We start from the raw sequence: 18,016 nt of genomic DNA, 5'->3' as shown, positions 1-18,016 counted from the left end.
TTGAAAATGATAAACGAACGGCCTCTCAATGCGTTGAGAGGCTTTTTATGTACATTATTCCTTCCGCCAATAATCAGAGTGAAAACTACACAAACGGGTACTTTCCCCGCACGTATTAAATTCCAACATTTGTTTAAAATTAATAGCCATGAAAACAAATGTATTAGTACTATTTCTGCTGGGATGGGCGGGAATGGTTTTCGGACAAATAAGTGTAAATGGTACAATGATAACTATTTACGCTGACATGCCAGTGAAATCTTTCGAAATAATTGTAGAAAGCGGGACCTATAATTATAAGATTGAAAATCCAAAGAATTATAGTATTTCTATAACAAGAAATGCAGCTTTACAGCATCCTTTATCCACTGAGATTAAAAAAAATGATAGCAGTCGAGATGATAAAAAAAATAGTAAGGAAATGAATAATAAGATGGTCTACAGGAAAAATACTGAATACATTATTACTATTTATGCGGATGATGAGCCTAAGGAAAGAATTTATAAAATTAAAAGCCAATCTGACTGGAGCTGGACTACCTCTTTTGGGGCCAATGCCATCTTATTTACAAATCGTTCCAAGTTTACCTCTTTAGATAGTAAGGTTATTGAAGTAAGAGATGGAAAAATGATGGATTTAATGCCGTCAATAATGTTTACATTTATAAATAATCATGAAAATTTATCTCCTGGTTTTACAGGTGGTTTAGGTTTTAATTTTGAAGAATTATCAGTTTTTGCTGGTGGCGCCTTGGGTATAGGGCAAAATATTATTTTAACAGCTGGTATTGCAGTACATAAACAAAATCGACCAAACCTTGATTATACCATAGGACAAAATATCGACAGCTCCGTAACTTCCGATAATCTTAATAAAATGCAGTATAGAGCTAATCCGTTTATAGGTATATCATTCAGATTTGATAAAAATCCTTTTGTTAGTAAATAAAATGTGCATACCATTATTATTTATGACGTTTTTTGTTATTGAAAACATTTCGGAATCAGTTGCGAATGTTGGTAATTAAAAACAAAAAACCTTCCCATGAGGAAGGTTTTTTTTATAGTATATTTCTTGTAACGTATTATAAAGAAGCAGAATGTACAAGCATATCTACTAACTTGTTTGAATAACCCATTTCGTTGTCATACCAAGAAACAAGTTTTACAAAGTTAGGAGAAAGCATGATACCAGCATCTTTGTCAAAGATAGAAGTTCTCTTATCTCCTACAAAATCCTGAGATACTACTGCATCTTCAGTATATCCTAAGATTCCTTTTAATTCTCCTTCAGAAGCAGCTTTGATAGCAGCACAGATCTCCTCGTAAGAAGTTGCTTTTTCCAATCTTACAGTAAGGTCAACAACAGAAACGTCTACCGTTGGAACTCTGAAAGACATCCCTGTTAATTTTCCGTTTAGAGAAGGAATTACTTTTCCTACTGCTTTAGCAGCACCTGTAGAAGAAGGGATAATATTGTTTAATGCAGCTCTACCACCTCTCCAGTCTTTCATTGAAGGACCGTCAACTGTTTTCTGAGTTGCCGTTGTAGCATGTACTGTTGTCATTAGACCTTCTACGATTCCGAAGTTATCGTGGATTACTTTAGCTAAAGGAGCTAAACAGTTAGTAGTACAAGAAGCGTTTGATAAAATTTTGATATCGTCAGTAAGTTCTTTATGGTTTACACCCATTACGAACATTGGAGTATCATCTTTAGATGGAGCAGAAAGGATTACTTTTTTTGCACCTGCATTAATGTGAGCCTGAGCAGAATCTTTTGATAAGAAAAGACCTGTAGATTCTACGATATAGTCAGCTCCGATCTCGTTCCATTTTAGGTTGTTCGGGTCTCTCTCAGCAGTTACTCTGATTCTTTTACCGTTTACCACAAGATCGTTACCTTCTACAGATACTTCTCCAGGGAAAATTCCGTGTACAGAATCATATTTTAACATGTAAGCCATGTATGTAGCATCGATAAGGTCATTGATTCCTACAACTTCGATGTTGCTTCTTTCAGTCATTGCTCTGAAAACAAGACGTCCAATTCTACCAAACCCGTTGATACCTACTTTAATTGTTGACATAATAGTTTGTTTTAAATTATAAAATATTAGATTGCTAAAATTTCTGAAATCAGTAAAAGATCTTTGTTGATTTCATTATGTTTTTTAATGGCATCTTCAATGGGTGTATACACCATATCGTTGGAACGCATTCCCACCATTACATTTGTTTGTCCTTCCATTAATCCTGTCACAGCACCATAGCCCAATCTGCTTGCCAGTACTCTGTCTGCGCAGCTAGGTGATCCTCCTCTCTGGATATGTCCTAAAATAGCCACACGAATGTCATAATCAGGGAATTCCAGTTTTGTTTTTTCTGCTAATTCGTAAATGTTAGCCAGCTTTTCACCTTCAGCTACCACAACAATACTTGATGCTTTTCCTGTTTTTTCCCCTTTTCTGAAATTGGCGAAAAGATCAGATATGCTGTCTTTTTTCTCAGGAATTAAAATATCCAAAGCTCCCGTTGCCAGTCCGCTGTTTAAAGCAATAAAACCTGCATCACGCCCCATCACTTCAACAAAGAAAATTCTGTTGTGAGAAGTTGCCGTATCACGGATTTTGTCGATGGCTTCCATAGCAGTATTCAACGCAGTATCATAACCAATGGTGTTATCGGTTCCGAAAATATCATTATCGATGGTTCCCGGTACTCCCAATACTCTGATTCCGAATTCTTCGTTAAAGATCTTGGCTCCGGTAAAAGTTCCGTCTCCACCAATACACACCAAAGCATCAACACCGTGTTTTACACAGTTGTCATAGGCTTTCTGACGGCCTTCTTTGGTTTTAAATTCCATGGATCTGGCAGATTTAAGAATGGTTCCGCCCTGGTTGATTATATTTTTTACGGAACGAGGTCCCATTTTCAGGAATTCGTCATGGATAAGGCCGTTATAGCCTTCTCTTACTCCGTAGCATTCGATATTATAGTAATTAGCGGTTCTTACCACCGCTCTTAATGCAGCATTCATACCCGGAGAATCGCCTCCTGAAGTAAGAACTGCAATTTTTTTTACAGCACTCTCTTTCATCTAGTAAAAAATTTCGAACACAAATCTACAAAAACAAGTTCAGATAATGGTAGTAACTTGATAAGACTTTTGAATATAAATGATTAAAATTGTCTAAAATTTGTGGGTTTAAAAATATATCTCGCAGTTTTGGTTTCTGAAGAATTTACATCAAGATCGTACCACGGCGAAATGTTTTTATTAAAAGGATTGGAAAGCAGGTGAATCGATTGAGCAGGAGTGAAGCCTTCTGTTAATAAAAATAACTTTTTGCCTTCTTTATTTTTGCAGACTCCGGCAATCATTACCACATGTCCGGGACTGCCCGCTGTAATTAAAATATCACCCGTTTTCAGATCAGCATTTTGGGATACCGGTTTTGTTTCTTTGTTAAGAGAAATCGTTCCGCCATACGTAAAAACCAGATCCAGATACTTTCTGAAATTCTGATAGGAATCATCAAAGCCCGCAGTTTTTCTGAAACTAACGGAATTACCGTTTACAAATGCCCTTATCCCATTTTTATAATCATTCCATGTGGCCAGATCTCCGCTGGTAAAATGAAACTGTATATCATCGAACTTTTTAGTTGTAAATAAATACTCTGCTCTCAAACGGATAACTGCATCAGCGCATTGTTGCAAATCTTTATTTCCTGTATCGATATTAAAAACGGCTTCATGAAGATGTTGTGTAGCAATTGGAGTTCCGTCATATTTTACAATCTGACTTCCGTAGGGTTTCAGTTTAAAATTTTCAAGAAAATATCCGAAAGAATCAGGCTGTTCTTCAACCCACGTATACTCTTTGGGAGCAGAAAACCGTTCCTTAATTGTGCTTTTATCATTGTGAATCTGAACGCTGCTTTCCAGAACTGAAGCTCCGGCAATTTCGATTTTACTGCCGGATGAATTTTGGTCATTCTTGCAACTTGAAATAACTATTACAAGAATCAGGAAGAAAATGTTTTTTTTCATGTGTTTTTATTTAATCACAAATATTAAGATTTTAAGCAATAATTACAATAATAAATCTGCATTAGCTGCTCAATCTGCGAGAGTATAGAAGATCAGTTGTATCCGGATGTATGAATGAAAAACAGACTTTAAGCTTTTATATCTTCGGGAATCAAAAGTTTCCCCCAGTCATTCAGCTGCCAAAGGATCAAAACCAGTTTTTCACCCAATTCAGTAAGCTGATATTCAACCCTCGGAGGTAATTCATTAAAAGATTGTTTGGTTAAAATACCGCTGTCAACCATTTCGCCAAGCTGCTGATTCAACACTCTGCGGTCCACTTTAGCAATTCCCCGTAAAAATTCGCTTGGACGTTTTTTACCTTCATGAATTTGCCATACGATAGGAATTTTCCACTTTCCGCTGATAGAATTAACAGCAACCTCTAACGGACAAATTTTATTTTCTTCAGCTCTTTCCTTTGTTTTCATATCATTGACTTTTTTATCCCTATGGGAGAAAATTATGCGGTATTGCCTATTCTCATTCACTTGCGGATCTTTGTAAAAGTAATAAATTTATTAAAGAGCCTGTTTACATAATGAAAGAAAGAAAAGGAGCGCGTTCCATAAAAGATATTCCCATAGATATTTTAAACAGTCTAAACCGTGGGGAACTCGAAACCGTTAACCTTACAGAATGGCTGGCGGTAGATCAGAAAATGTTACTGGAACATCTGCTTACGGAACATAACCGCAAAGAATATTATATTCCCCTTGTTGAAAAGATTAGCCGTTTGAAAAAGCAAACTGTCAATACGGTTAATGAAGCAATAGGAACAGGGATTTTAGAGTTGTCTGCAAAACACAATGATCATGAAATTATCTCTCTTATTTTAAGACATCCTGCCGATCTTATCCGTTGCTGGTCGGCTTATACCATTGGACAGAATGATCAGGTAACGATTGAAGAAATGCTGGGACAGATTAAGAAATTGGCTGCGGATAAACATTTCGGAGTCCGGGAGATCAGCTGGATGGCAGTAAGGCCGGCAATAACAAAAAATCTTTCGGAAAGTTTATCGATACTTACTGACTGGACGAAAGCCGAAGATGATCATATCAGACGTTTCGCCAGTGAGTCAACACGTCCTCGTGGCGTCTGGTGTGCCCATATTGAAAAACTTAAGCAAAATCCTGAATCAGGACTTATCATTTTAGAACCGCTGAGGTCTGATCCTTCAAAATATGTTCAGGACAGTGTAGGAAACTGGCTGAATGATGCGAGTAAATCACAACCTGTGTGGGTAAAAAATATTTGTGAAAGATGGATGTCAGAATGTCCTGCAAAAGAAACAAAGTATATTTTCAAAAGAGCTTTAAGAACGATTGAGAAAAAATAGGAGGGTAATTCAGTAAATATTATTTTCAATCAAAAAAATCTGCGTGATCTGCCCAATCTGCGAGAGTAAAAGACCGGAAATCACCATTTCTCCGTCAGATACTTCCAATACCGTCTCGGAACATGCTGGATATGAAGCTTCAGGTTTTTTCTTTCCACAATGTTGGTCTTCGTGAAATACCGCTGCCAAAGCTTTTGATACTGATTTTCCTCCTCATGGAACTGCTGCTGATACCTACTAAGATCTAATTTCTCTTCAGGATAAAAAAAATCACAGGTTTCCAGGTCGTATAAAATTCCGTAATTTCTTCTAAGATCATAAATCATCCACTTTTGGTCCTGATAGCGGTCTTTGAAATGTTTCCGTATAAGAGGAAGAACGTTAAAGTCGGGATCTATTTTAGCGAAAAAAACATTGTCCTGCATTTTTTCAAACCGTACAAAAGCAGTCATTCGGTGTCTTTCCCGATCGACAGATTTACAGATTTTTGAAATCGCCAATATGTCATCGTCTGCATAATTTTGAAGAATATTTTCCGTAGGGTGCTGAATGGACTGTTTTATGGCTGATAGAATCAGCTGTTCCAGTAACGGATCTTCGGACAGAAAAACTTTCAGCAGCTGATGAATTCCCGATCTGCCGATATTCTGTTCTAATTTGTTGAAAACACGCTCCGCTTTATCATTCTGCGTAATGACTTCATGAATCTCAGCAAAGATATTTTCCTGATAAAAGTTTTGCTTACTGAATATCTCCACGTCTTTATACCGGTATTCGAAAACTTCAAATACTGATGTTAAAAGTCCGTCAAAACTTCCGTCATAGAGTAGGGTGGTCATTGGCGTTGTGTAATAATTTTCTACTTTTTGTTATGCTGACGAAGGAAGAATCTCTGTAATTTAATTTAGATTTTCACTCCACTTCATTCCGTTTAAATGACAACTCATTGTTTTCAATTTGTGTTTGAATTTAAAATAAAGTCAGCTGTTGCGAAAACTGATTATGAAACTTGGATGAACTTCCTCCAATTAGCAATTTCCTTAAATTCTGATCCGTAAGATATTTCAGATACAAATTTCCGGCATTAAAATCTATAAAATACTTTGCGCGATTTACGGCAGCGCCTAGTTTTTTGAGATGGTCCATATGTAAAACCTGAAAATGTCTGGCGCTCACAATTTTTTTTGCTGTTTTCACTCCAATCCCAGGGATTCTTAAAATCATTTGGTAATCGGCAGTTTGTAGATTTACCGGGAATTGATCCAGATGCCTCAAAGCCCAGCTTAATTTTGGATCTACCTCAAGATCAAGGAACGGCATATTCGGATCCAGGATCTCTTCCGCTTTGAAGCCGTAAAATCTCATCAGCCAGTCAGACTGATACAGTCTGTTCTCTCTCAGCATCGGAACTTCTGTCGTTAATGAAGGAAGCCTTTTATCTTCCAAAACCGGAACATAGCCAGAATAGTAGACTCTTTTCAGATTAAAATTTTTATAAAAATGGTCTGCGACTTTAATGATCTGCAGGTCATTTTCGTTGGTGGCACCAACGATCATCTGGGTCGACTGTCCCGCAGGGGCAAACTTCGGAACTTTCCTGAAAATTTTCTTTTCATCATTATATTGTGTAATCCCTTTTTGGATATACCGCATAGGATTGATCATATCCTGGCGGTTTTTTTCAGGAGCCAGAAGCTTCAAACCACTTTCTGTAGGAATTTCAAGGTTGATGGATAACCTGTCGGCATACATCGCCGCTTCCTGCATCAGCTCATCGCTTGCTCCCGGAATAGATTTTAAATGGATATATCCGTTAAAATTTTCTTCCAGACGAAGTTTCTTGGCTACCCTTACCAGACGTTCCATCGTAGTATCTGCATTTTTGAAGATTCCGGAACTTAAAAACAGACCTTCAATATAATTTCTTCTATAAAAATTGATCGTTAAATCCACCGCTTCTTCTACCGTAAAAGCAGCTCTTTTAATATCATTTGAACTTCTTGAAACGCAGTAAGCACAATCGTAAATACAGTGATTGGTCAATAAAATTTTGAGAAGAGAAACACATCGTCCGTCTTCCGTATAGGTATGACAAATCCCGCTTATGGAGCTGTCTCCTAAAGCACCTTTGGTGTTTTTCCGGGTACCTCCGCTGGAAGAGCAGGAAACATCATATTTCGCAGCATCAGCAAGGATTTCAAGCTTTTCTTTTAGACGGTCAAAATTCATTTTTAATTAAAAATATCAACTTGTATATCTTATTTATGTTCAAAATTAGGTCCAAAATTGAGAAAAATCACATTTTTTTAAAGAAAGTTATCAACAATAGAAAGCTGCAAAATCATTATATTTACGGTTCACTAAAGTTATACTATGAATCATCAACCAATCGAAGGTTTTTCCAAGCTTACGAAACAGGGAAAAATCGACTGGCTCGTTAACGAATATCTTGAAGGAAACCAGGAATATCAACATATATTAAAACAGTACTGGAACGAAAATACTGATCTTCAGAAACTTCATGAAGAATTTTCTGAAAATACCATTTCCAACTTCTATATGCCTTATGGAATCGCACCGAATTTCTTAATTGATAATAAACTGGTGGCACTTCCTATGGCTGTTGAAGAAAGTTCAGTAGTTGCTGCAGCTTCTAAAGCGGCAAAATTCTGGATCGATAAAGGAGGTTTTAAAACAACCATCATCAATACCGAAAAACTGGGTCATACCCATTTTATATTCCATGTAGAACCGCATAAACTATTACATTTCTTTAATTTCAATTTAAAGAAAAAATTAATGGCAGCTACGGAAAGCATCACGTCCAATATGAGAAAGCGTGGCGGCGGAATTTTAAATATTCAGCTGATTGATAAAACTTCAGAAATGCCTGATTATTATCAGCTGAAAGCAAGTTTTGATACCGTAGATTCCATGGGAGCGAATTTTATCAATTCATGTCTGGAACAGTTTGGGAAAACACTGAAAGCAGAAATTGCAGACAGTACAGATTTTACCCATGAAGAAAAAGATTCTCTACAAATTGTGATGAATATCCTTTCTAATTTTACCCCCGATTGTATCGTAAGAGCTGAGGTTTCCTGTAAAATAGAGGATTTAAAAGACGACAGTGGAATTTCCAATGAAGAATTTGCGAGAAAGTTTAAACAGGCCGTTACCATTGCTGAAATAGAACCTTTTCGTGCAACGACCCATAATAAAGGGGTAATGAACGGGGTGGATGCAGTAGTAATCGCTACGGGAAATGATTTCAGAGCAACGGAAGCTTGTGCACATGCATATGCAGCGAGAGACGGACAATACAGATCTTTGACCCACTGTACAACAGATAACGGTGTTTTCAGATTCTGGATTGATCTTCCGATTTCTGTGGGAGTTGTGGGAGGTTTAACGAATCTTCATCCTTTGGTAAAATTCTCTTTAGCTTTACTTGGAAAACCTTCTGCTCAGGAATTAATGAGTATTCTGGCCGTTTCCGGGTTGGCTCAAAACTTTGGAGCATTACGTTCTTTGGTGACGACAGGGATTCAAAAAGGTCATATGAAAATGCATTTGTTCAATATTTTGAATCAAATGGGAGCTACGGAAGAAGAGAAACAGCATTTTGTGACGTATTTTAAAGATAAAACAGTTACCCACCACGAAGTTATCAACGAATTTAACAGATTAAGAGCTCAATAATGCTTCAGATTATCTTACCCATTATATTTATCCTCTTCGGAATCTTTTTAAAAGTTACGAAATCAAAAGGGTTTCAAAGTTCAAAGAAATTCTCCATTATGTTTATCATCTTGGGGATTTCTACATTGGTAGCCCGGTTTATTATCCTCTATTTAAAATCAAAATAGTGAAAAGTAAGATTTTATTTTTTTTGCTCATCTCCGGTTTAAGTTTTTCACAACAGAAAAATTTAAAAATAACTGATTTGAAACCGAAGTCTGAAGATTCTGTTTTTCCATTGGTTTCTTATTCAGTGAATCCTAGGGTCGAAAATAAAATCAATACTTTTTTGCAGGTTGACCAGTTGGAGTACATTCCCGGAGCAGAAGGAAATCCTTTCAAGCTTGTTTCTGCGGGAAAAACGTCATATTCCAATTACGTTTATTTTTATAGTTGGGAAAAGCTGGAAACCCCTAAAAATATTTTAAGTATTGCGCTGGATGGTGAAGCTTCAGGAGCTTATCCTGAAAGTTTTTTAATTTGGCAGAATTTTGATTTGAGAACAGGAAATTTTATCAATGCTAAAGATCTTTTCCAGCCAAACGCCGTTAAAGAAATTGAAGGTCTTATTCAGAAACAGGTAAAGAAAGAAATTGATGATTTTCTTGTTCAGTTAAAATCAGAGAAAAATCCTTCAGAAGAAGTTTTGGATCAGATTGCTATCTATGAAGGGTGTTTTACACAATATACTCTGGGAGATATCAAATATTATTTCGGAAAGGATAAAATAAGATTTATTGCAGGCAGATGTGCCAATCATGCAATGAGAGCTTTGGATGAGCTGGATAGTCATGTTGTTGAGTTCTCTTATAAAGAACTGGATACATATTGGAGTTCTTATGCGAAAAATTTGTTGTCAGGTTCTGCACAAATTGATAAAACAAGTCTAAGCAATACATTATATAAAGGAAAAATTGATGGAAAATATCCGATTACTGTTTTTATCAAACAGCTGTATGAGGATGGTAGTTTTTCTGCGATGTACTGGTATGACAAAAATAAGAAACTCATCGAGTGGAATGGGAAGATACAAGGAAACCATATTTCCCTTACGGAAAGCGATTATTATAGTGAGGAAGCCAGACAATGGATGCTTAGAGGTTTTGTAGAAGCAGATGTACAAGGTAATAAAATCATAGGAACCTGGCAGGATTATAAAACAAAAAAATATTTAAATCTAGAATTAGAAGAATTATAAAAATGAAAACAATAACTTTAGTCTTTGGTGCTGTTTACGGCATGCTGTCAGTAATTTTAGGTGCATTCGGCGCGCACGCTTTAAAGAAAATATTATCTGTTGAAAGGCTGGAAAGCTTCGAGACCGGAGTAAGATATCAAATGTATGCTGCATTCTTTTTATTGATTGCTGGGTATATTTTAAAATTTGAAACTTCATCAGAAAAATGGATTTCTATATTAATGATTGCAGGCACCATGCTATTTTCATTCAGTATCTATTTCTTAAGCATGCAGGATTATTTGGGAGCTAATTTAAAATTCTTAGGACCTATTACCCCTCTTGGAGGATTATTGATGATCCTGAGCTGGGGAATGCTGATTCTTTATTTTGCTAAGAATAGAATTTAGCAATCAGGATTTGAGCTATAAAATGCCAGGCTTAGGATTTTACCAAAGAAGTATACAATGAACAATCGTTTTTTATTATTTTTTCTTACCCTTATTTTTTCTTCTTTAAGTGTTCAAAATATCAATGCACAAGAGAAAAATAAATTACTGGATAGAAATATTTTAAAGGAAGTAAAAAATATACAAAAGCGTTTTTCTGATAGTCTTAATCGTTATGACTACAAAAAAGATTCTGCTGTATATCTTGTAAAATACAGAATTTTTTATAGTGAAAAAATAAAAAATCTGGAAAATCTTTATCAAAAAATCTATGATAAAGAAGTGATGATTGGAAAGATAGATCCAAATATTTCATTCAAAATAATCAATGGAGTACAAATAGAAAATAATGTATCTGTGGAAGGTGCAAAAAATAAATCTATTGATTTTACTGAGGTTGAAAATTATCAGCAACTTGAAGAGTTGAGAAAACAGCTCACGAAGAATTTTCCTGTTTATTTACTAGAAGATTATGAGGGCGGAATATATCGGTGTATTTTAAATTTCAACATTGATGTGGATGGAAAATTCAAAAATGTAAAATACAGTGGATCGTCTAATACGGAATTCGGTATCATCAGTGCATTGTTTCTGTATGCGATTGGGACGCTGGAAAAACCTTTGTTTTACAACAAAATTCCTATTGCTCGAAATTTTTCGCAACCGATTGTGCTAAGGTTTGAGTAAATAAAAAGATATATGTAAAACAGACATAATCAATCCTGATTCAGATCTTAAAATAAAAACAAATGATGACATTCCTTATTTTTAAAATCAATTAAAATGAAGATTAATAGAAGAAGAAGGATTATCAAAACATTCGATCTTTTAGATCAGCCGATAAAGTTCAATCCTTTTGTATTCAGCCGTACTTTTTTCATGTGGGCGCTTACGGGTTTAGTAGGAGGCGTAATCGCTGGAGTATATTGGATTGTGTTGGAGCATTTCACGGAATTATTAGCACACTTTCATGGCTGGATGGTTATTCCTACCATGGCAGTCTGCGGGCTTCTAGCCGGGCTTGTGATTCATTGTATGGGTGATCCGGGAGAAATTCATTTGATTGTTGATAACATAAGGTTTAATAAAGGAAAATTAGATCCTAAAAATAATCCTTCGATGATTTTATCGTCGCTTTTTTGTGTTGCATCAGGCGGAAGTCTGGGACCTGAGGCGCCTTTGGTCCAGGTAACGGGTTCTACAGGAAGCTGGCTGGGAAAAGTTTTCAGGCTGAAGGGAGAAGAATTACGTTCTTTAAGCATTGCGGGGATGGCGTCCGGGTTTACTGCCTTATTTGGGGTGCCGCTCGGAGGAAGTCTTTTCTCGCTGGAAATATTACATCACAAGCATGCTGTAGAGTATTATAAAGCAATTATTCCTGCTTTAGTTGCCAGCTGTTTCAGCTATGTGGTTTTTGCATTGATCATTCATTTGGGAATAGGAGCAACATGGGATTTGAAAGCCTATCATTATACCGGAGTTTATGATTTCGCCTATGCAGTAGCCTTTGGTGCGGTGGGAACACTTTTTGGTTGGATCTTTATTTTTGTTGTAAAGTTTTTCAAGAAAATTTTTGAATACAGGAAATTTCCCATCTACATTAAAACACTAACCGGTGGAATTATTCTGGGGATTATCGCTTTTTATTTTCCACTGACCAGATATTTTGGGCATAATGAGATTAATCAGCTCATCAACGGAAATTTTGCATTGAACTTTTTAATCAGTATCCTTATTTTTAAAATACTGGCGATTGCTATTACCGTAACATCCGGCTGGAGAGGTGGTTTTATTATCCCGCTATTTTTTGTGGGAACAACACTAGGACTTATTATCCATCAGCTTTTTCCATCAGTAGATACCACGCTGGCAATTGTAAGCTGTATGGCTGCTATTAATGCCTGTGTGACCAGAACCCCGATGAGTACAACAATTATTTTGGGAACATTAACCGGTTTTACGTATTTCGTTCCTATTCTTTTTGCAAGCTTAACCGGTTATTTTCTCGCTCCAAAAATTCCGTTTATCGGTTCACAGTCTGAGAAATTAGCCGAAGAATAAGGCAGATTTGAGAGATATGTTAAAAATCAAGTTCGCAACGCTTTAATTTTTAAGCCAAGAATCTTGAACTTCCATGTCTTTTTAGTAAATTTGTCAACCTTTAAAATTTAAAATAAAATAATAAAAATAATATGAATCTTCACGAGTATCAATCAAAAGAGATTTTATCAAAGTACGGAGTAGCAATACAACGTGGTTTCGTTGCTAATAATGTAGACGAAGCTGTAGCAGCTGCTGAAAAACTTACGGCTGAAACCGGAGCGAAAGCTTGGGTAGTAAAAGCACAAATTCACGCAGGTGGACGTGGTAAAGGTGGTGGTGTTAAGTTTTCTCCAAATATGGATAAACTTAAAGAAAATGCACAGAACATCATCGGAATGCAGTTGGTAACGCCACAAACTTCTGCTGAAGGTAAAAAAGTACACTCTGTTTTGGTTGCAGAAGATGTTTATTATCCTGGAGAAACTGAAACTAAAGAATTTTATGTTTCTATTCTTTTAGATAGAGCTGAAGGTAAAAATACAATCGTATATTCTACTGAAGGAGGAATGGATATTGAGCACGTTGCAGAAGTAACTCCTCATTTAATTCACAAAGAAATTATTGATCCTGCTTTAGGATTACAAGGTTTCCAGGCTAGAAAAATTGCTTTCAACCTGGGTCTTGAAGGAAATGCATTCAAAGAATTCACAAAATTCATTACAAGTCTTTACAATGCTTATATTGGAATTGATGCTTCTCTTTTCGAAATCAATCCTGTATTAAAAACTTCTGATAACAAAATTATCGCTGTAGATGCTAAAGTAACGTTAGATGACAACTCATTGTTCCGTCACAAAGACTTAGCTGAATTAAGAGATACAAGAGAAGAAGATCCAATGGATGTTGAGGCAGGTGAAGCTGGTCTTAACTTCGTAAAATTAGACGGTAACGTTGCTTGTATGGTAAACGGTGCCGGTCTTGCGATGGCAACGATGGATATCATCAAATTATCTGGTGGTAACCCTGCTAACTTCCTTGACGTAGGAGGAACTGCTGATGCTCAGAGAGTACAGACTGCTTTCGGAATCATCTTAAGAGATCCAAACGTAAAAGCAATCTTGATCAATATCTTCGGTGGTATCGTAAGATGTGACAGAGTAGCTCAGGGTGTAGTAGACGCTTACAAAGCAATGGGAAGCCTTCCGGTACCATTGATCGTAAGATTACAAGGAACGAATGCTGTAGAAGCTAAAAAATTAATTGACGAATCAGGTCTTCCTGTACATTCTGCAATTACTTTGGAAGAAGCTGCAAATAAAGTGAAAGAAGTTTTAGCATAAGACTCCGCTTATAAAATAATGAAACCCGCTTTTATACAAAAGCGGGTTTTTTATGCGTAAAAAGTATTAAATAAATATAAAAAATTGCTAGATTTACAATACACACTCATGAAATGAAATTTATTCTTTGTTTTTTATTGATTTCCTTTGCGAATTGTCAGTCATTAGCTGTCAGAAAAATTGATAGGTCTGGCATTACCAATATTCCCTTTGAAGATCAATTCCATTATCCTTTTTCGCTAATTAAAAACAATTTTCTGGTCATTGATACGCAGGAAAAAATGGATCAGATCTTTGCTGTTATCCATCAGAAAACGGATGGCGGAAGGCTTGCTCCGATTCCCACCGTTACTCCCTATGAAACCTATATTATTATAAAGCCTGTACTTAAGAACAGCAACGACATTATCATACAAAATGTGTCTCTGAATAATAAGGTATTAACGGTTACCATAAAAGAATTTGATAACCCGGACTTCAAAAAAGAGAGCCGAACTTCACCGGATGTGCTTTTCAAACTGATGAAAAAGGTTTCTGTTAAAAAAATAACCACTCAATATTAATATATAAAAATTACACCTCATGACAAAAAGAATTTTTACTATTCTTTGCCTTTTAGTAGCTGCGATGGGCTTCAGCCAGCAGAATTACTGGGCAAAAATTTCCCGGACGACCAATAAGGATCTCAGGCCAAGGATGACAACTCCTACCGTTTTTTCTTTGTATTCATTAGATTTAGAAAAAATTAAAAAGGATCTAGCGAAAGCACCCCAACGATTTTCAAAGGATAAAAGTTTAGTCATTAAATTTCCTGATTCAGACGGGAATTACAGAGATTATATTGTACAGGAAGCCTCGGTAATGGAACCTGAATTACAGGCGAAATTTCCGGATATCCGTTCTTATATTGGATGGCAGAAAAACAATCCGCTGCATACCATCCGTTTTAGTCTTACCCCGTCAACAGGAATGAACATCATGTATTTTGATGGTTCTGACATCAGTTACCTGGATGGCTATGCGAAAGATAACTCATCTTTTATTCTGTATAAAAGAAAAGATCTGCCTAAAAATGACAGAATCTTCGAATGCCATGTTGAGAATGAACTGGATAATGCCATAGAAAACAATACGGTGATGAAAGCTCCTTTAGTTTCTGACGGTCAGTTCAGAACGTATAGACTTGCCGTAGCTGCGACCGGAGAGTATACTGCTTTCCAGGGCGGAACAATTCCTTTGGCAATGGCTGCAATGGCGACTACAATGACAAGAGTAAACGGAATTTATGAAAAAACAATTTCAGTGACGATGGTTATGGTGGCTAACAATAATCTTATTGTATATACCAATGCCACTACAGATCCGTATACCAATGGAACACCGGGAACGATGATCACACAGAACCAGACTAACATTAATAGTATTATTGGTGCAGCCAATTATGACATAGGACATGTTTTTGGGACCAACAGCGGAGGTCTTGCCGGACTTGGGGTAGTGTGTACGACTTCTAAGGCAAGAGGGGTTACCGGTTCAGGAGCACCGGTAGGGGATCCTTTTGATATTGATTATGTAGCTCACGAAATGGGACATCAGTTTGGGGCTAACCATACTTTCAGAGCGAGTTCAGGTTCTTGTAGCGGAAATGCCAACAATGCCACAGCATATGAACCGGGGAGCGGAAGTACAGTAATGGCATACGCGGGAATTTGCGGTACAGCCAATAATGTTCAATCAAACAGTGATGCGTATTTCCATGCTGCAAGTGTGGTTGAAATGTATGCCGTTTTGCAGCGTTCAACAGACTGTGCTCTAAAAGTATCCAATAATAATGGAGTACCTACAGCCGATGCCGGAGCAGATTATATTATTCCTAAAGGAACTGCATTCGTGCTGACAGGACAGGGTACAGATCCTGATAACGATCCTGTTACTTATCTATGGGAGCAATATGACAATCAGAATAATACACAGCCGCCGGTTGCTACAGCTACGGTAGGTCCGGTATATCGTTCATTAACTCCGGTAGCAGCTCCGACAAGATATTTTCCAAATATGACTTCTGTGCTGGCTAATAATTTAGTGCCGAAATGGGAAGTAACCCCTGGCGTAGCAAGAACTTTAAATTTTTCACTTCTGGTGAATGATAACAGGCCAACAGGAAATCAGACCGCACGCGATGCAATGGTTGTCACTGTAACGAATGACGGACCTTTTACGGTAACTTCACAGGCTACTAATACACAGTGTTCAGGAGGAGTTCCCACAACGGTAACATGGGATGTTGCCGGAACCAATACGGGCACTATCAATACCCAGAATGTTACCATTTTATTATCGAAGAATAGCGGCGCTAATTTTAATACTGTGCTGGCTGCAAGTGTTCCCAATAATGGTTCTGCGGTAGTCAACTTGCCAAATGAAGATGTAGCTTCTGCAAGAATTATGGTGAAAGCAGTTAATAATATTTATTTTGCGGTAAATGCTTCCAATTTCTCAATTGGGAAAACATTGGCAACACGGGAAACTGCTGACGTGAAAAGTTTTGTCGTATATCCTAATCCTTCCCAGGATGAGGTTAATATTCTTCTTAAAAATTCATCTCAAAAAGCAGAGTATGCTTTGCTGGATGCTTCAGGAAGATTAGTTAAGAGCGGAAGCTTTAAAGGAGAAACAAAAGTTACACTGAATAACGTAACGACAGGAAATTATCTGATTAGTATCACCCTAGAAAATGGAGAAAAGTATTCTGAAAAATTAATAATTAAAAAATAAATAAACATATCATATCTAAAACGAGAAAAGGAGCCAAAGGGTTCCTTTTCTTGCTTCTTGCTTTTCATCTCCTAAGCTTCTTTCTCTCCCTCAGCAACCGGCTGGCTGATGCTAATGCTGGTCGGAGTAACAAGCTGAATACTGTCTGCATCCAGACGTTTTTTAATCTTTAGGAAAGCCTCATCCTTTACATGGACGATATTAGATCCTACTTTGATCCAGAATTTTGCCTGAAGGTTGAAAACACCCTGTTTTAAATCGGTAAATATGACCTCGGCGGTATCAAGCTTGTCTACATCTTCAAGATTTTTAACAACATCTAAAATTCCTTTTTGAGCTTTGCTGATATCTTCATCTGCAGGAATTTCAAAATTTAAAATGATTTTTCTTTGAGGAGAAGCCGTAATATTTGAAAAAGGAGAATTAAAAATAACCTGATTCGGGATGTATACTTTTTTGCCGTCGTCACTGATTATTTTTGTGGTAAGAAATCCTATTTCCTGTACTGTACCGGAATTGGCTCCAATACTCACATAATCTCCCACTTTAAAGGCTTTGTCAATTCCAATCAGCATTCCTGAAAAAATACTGGATACCAAATCTTTCAGAGCCACCCCGGCAATCACCCCGGCAACTCCCAAACTTCCGATAAATTTCCAGAGAAATCCACTGAAACCCATGATTTCTAACGCGATAAAAGTTCCCATGATCATAATCAGGAACCTGAAAACTCCTATCAAGGTAACCAGAGAACTTTCTTTTTTGCTTTTAGGAAAGAATTTATGGAATAATTTTACAGCGATCTGGCTTAAATACTTACTCGTAAAAAGGAAAAAAGAAAAAACTAAAATTCCAACCACCAGTTTCGGGGTGAGCTCGGCAAATTTCATATACCAGTTCTCCAAAACTCTATACACAACTTCGATGTAGCTTAAACTATTTTTCTCCATGAATGATTTTTTAATTAAATATATACATTTTCAACAAAAATTTTGCCAGTTTCATTAGATAGACTAATAAAAATAATTGTGAATTAACAGAGGAAATCATA

The 18,016-nt window shown here is 36.7% G+C and carries 17 protein-coding genes; 10 read left to right on the top strand and 7 right to left on the bottom strand.

Annotated features, from left to right (window positions below):
- The first annotated feature begins 148 nt into the window (after positions 1 to 148).
- A complete protein-coding gene (locus tag IW15_RS20250; RefSeq protein WP_034715084.1) occupies positions 149 to 949 on the top strand; it encodes a hypothetical protein in 801 nt (266 codons plus the stop codon).
- Positions 950 to 1,085: 136 nt separating this feature from the next.
- Here the strand turns inward: IW15_RS20250 and gap are convergent, their stop codons facing one another.
- The 4 genes from gap to IW15_RS20230 form a co-directional block, all read right to left on the bottom strand.
- A complete protein-coding gene (gene gap / locus IW15_RS20245; protein ID WP_034715082.1) occupies positions 1,086 to 2,090 on the bottom strand; it encodes a type I glyceraldehyde-3-phosphate dehydrogenase in 1,005 nt (334 codons plus the stop codon).
- Positions 2,091 to 2,116: 26 nt separating this feature from the next.
- Positions 2,117 to 3,103 (bottom strand): 6-phosphofructokinase, encoded by a 987-nt coding sequence (pfkA, locus tag IW15_RS20240; RefSeq protein ID WP_034715080.1) that lies wholly within the window; start codon positions 3,101 to 3,103, stop codon positions 2,117 to 2,119.
- 83 nt (positions 3,104 to 3,186) lie between these two features.
- Positions 3,187 to 4,059: a DUF4846 domain-containing protein gene (locus IW15_RS20235; protein ID WP_034715077.1), complete on the bottom strand. Its 873-nt coding sequence runs from the start codon at positions 4,057 to 4,059 to the stop codon at positions 3,187 to 3,189.
- A 128-nt stretch (positions 4,060 to 4,187) separates the two neighbouring features.
- Complete coding sequence (locus IW15_RS20230) at positions 4,188 to 4,529, bottom strand: winged helix-turn-helix transcriptional regulator (protein ID WP_034715075.1); 342 nt, start codon at positions 4,527 to 4,529, stop codon at positions 4,188 to 4,190.
- Positions 4,530 to 4,639: 110 nt separating this feature from the next.
- Here IW15_RS20230 and IW15_RS20225 point away from each other — a divergent pair, with 110 nt between their 5' ends.
- Positions 4,640 to 5,440 (top strand): DNA alkylation repair protein, encoded by an 801-nt coding sequence (locus IW15_RS20225; RefSeq protein ID WP_034715072.1) that lies wholly within the window; start codon positions 4,640 to 4,642, stop codon positions 5,438 to 5,440.
- 80 nt (positions 5,441 to 5,520) lie between these two features.
- Here IW15_RS20225 and IW15_RS20220 read toward each other — a convergent pair whose 3' ends face one another.
- The gene (locus tag IW15_RS20220) at positions 5,521 to 6,279 is read right to left on the bottom strand and encodes a TIGR03915 family putative DNA repair protein (protein WP_034715070.1); all 759 of its coding nucleotides are present in this window, start codon (positions 6,277 to 6,279) and stop codon (positions 5,521 to 5,523) included.
- Positions 6,280 to 6,409: 130 nt separating this feature from the next.
- Positions 6,410 to 7,669: a putative DNA modification/repair radical SAM protein gene (locus IW15_RS20215; protein ID WP_034715067.1), complete on the bottom strand. Its 1,260-nt coding sequence runs from the start codon at positions 7,667 to 7,669 to the stop codon at positions 6,410 to 6,412.
- Positions 7,670 to 7,813: 144 nt separating this feature from the next.
- On the opposite strand from IW15_RS20215, the gene IW15_RS20210 reads away from it, so the two are divergent.
- The 8 genes from IW15_RS20210 to IW15_RS20175 all read left to right on the top strand — a co-directional run bounded on the left by IW15_RS20210 (position 7,814) and on the right by IW15_RS20175 (position 16,965).
- Positions 7,814 to 9,142, top strand: coding sequence for a hydroxymethylglutaryl-CoA reductase, degradative (locus tag IW15_RS20210; RefSeq protein ID WP_034715065.1), 1,329 nt, complete (start codon positions 7,814 to 7,816; stop codon positions 9,140 to 9,142).
- Positions 9,143 to 9,386: 244 nt separating this feature from the next.
- Positions 9,387 to 10,379, top strand: coding sequence for a hypothetical protein (locus IW15_RS20205; RefSeq protein WP_228384409.1), 993 nt, complete (start codon positions 9,387 to 9,389; stop codon positions 10,377 to 10,379).
- A 2-nt stretch (positions 10,380 to 10,381) separates the two neighbouring features.
- The gene (locus IW15_RS20200) at positions 10,382 to 10,768 is read left to right on the top strand and encodes a DUF423 domain-containing protein (RefSeq protein WP_034715061.1); all 387 of its coding nucleotides are present in this window, start codon (positions 10,382 to 10,384) and stop codon (positions 10,766 to 10,768) included.
- Positions 10,769 to 10,825: 57 nt separating this feature from the next.
- Positions 10,826 to 11,494, top strand: a complete 669-nt coding sequence (locus IW15_RS20195) for a hypothetical protein (protein ID WP_034715059.1) — start codon at positions 10,826 to 10,828, stop codon at positions 11,492 to 11,494.
- A gap of 96 nt (positions 11,495 to 11,590) precedes the next feature.
- Positions 11,591 to 12,868, top strand: a complete 1,278-nt coding sequence (locus IW15_RS20190) for a chloride channel protein (protein WP_034715057.1) — start codon at positions 11,591 to 11,593, stop codon at positions 12,866 to 12,868.
- A gap of 131 nt (positions 12,869 to 12,999) precedes the next feature.
- Positions 13,000 to 14,190 carry an ADP-forming succinate--CoA ligase subunit beta gene (gene sucC / locus IW15_RS20185; protein ID WP_034715055.1) on the top strand — a complete coding sequence of 397 codons (1,191 nt, stop codon included), beginning with the start codon at positions 13,000 to 13,002 and terminating at the stop codon, positions 14,188 to 14,190.
- A gap of 113 nt (positions 14,191 to 14,303) precedes the next feature.
- A complete protein-coding gene (locus IW15_RS20180) occupies positions 14,304 to 14,753 on the top strand; it encodes a hypothetical protein (protein ID WP_034715054.1) in 450 nt (149 codons plus the stop codon).
- A 19-nt stretch (positions 14,754 to 14,772) separates the two neighbouring features.
- Complete coding sequence (locus tag IW15_RS20175; protein WP_034715051.1) at positions 14,773 to 16,965, top strand: reprolysin-like metallopeptidase; 2,193 nt, start codon at positions 14,773 to 14,775, stop codon at positions 16,963 to 16,965.
- Positions 16,966 to 17,036: 71 nt separating this feature from the next.
- Here IW15_RS20175 and IW15_RS20170 read toward each other — a convergent pair whose 3' ends face one another.
- On the bottom strand, positions 17,037 to 17,915 hold the full coding sequence (locus tag IW15_RS20170; RefSeq protein ID WP_034715049.1) for a mechanosensitive ion channel family protein: 879 nt from the start codon (positions 17,913 to 17,915) through the stop codon (positions 17,037 to 17,039).
- Positions 17,916 to 18,016 lie beyond the last annotated feature (101 nt).

It is taken from the genome of Chryseobacterium soli (genome assembly GCF_000737705.1).
GTDB lineage: Bacteria > Bacteroidota > Bacteroidia > Flavobacteriales > Weeksellaceae > Chryseobacterium > Chryseobacterium soli.
The sequence above is the reverse complement of the archived record's forward strand: the minus strand, read 5'-3'. Positions and strand labels throughout refer to the sequence as shown.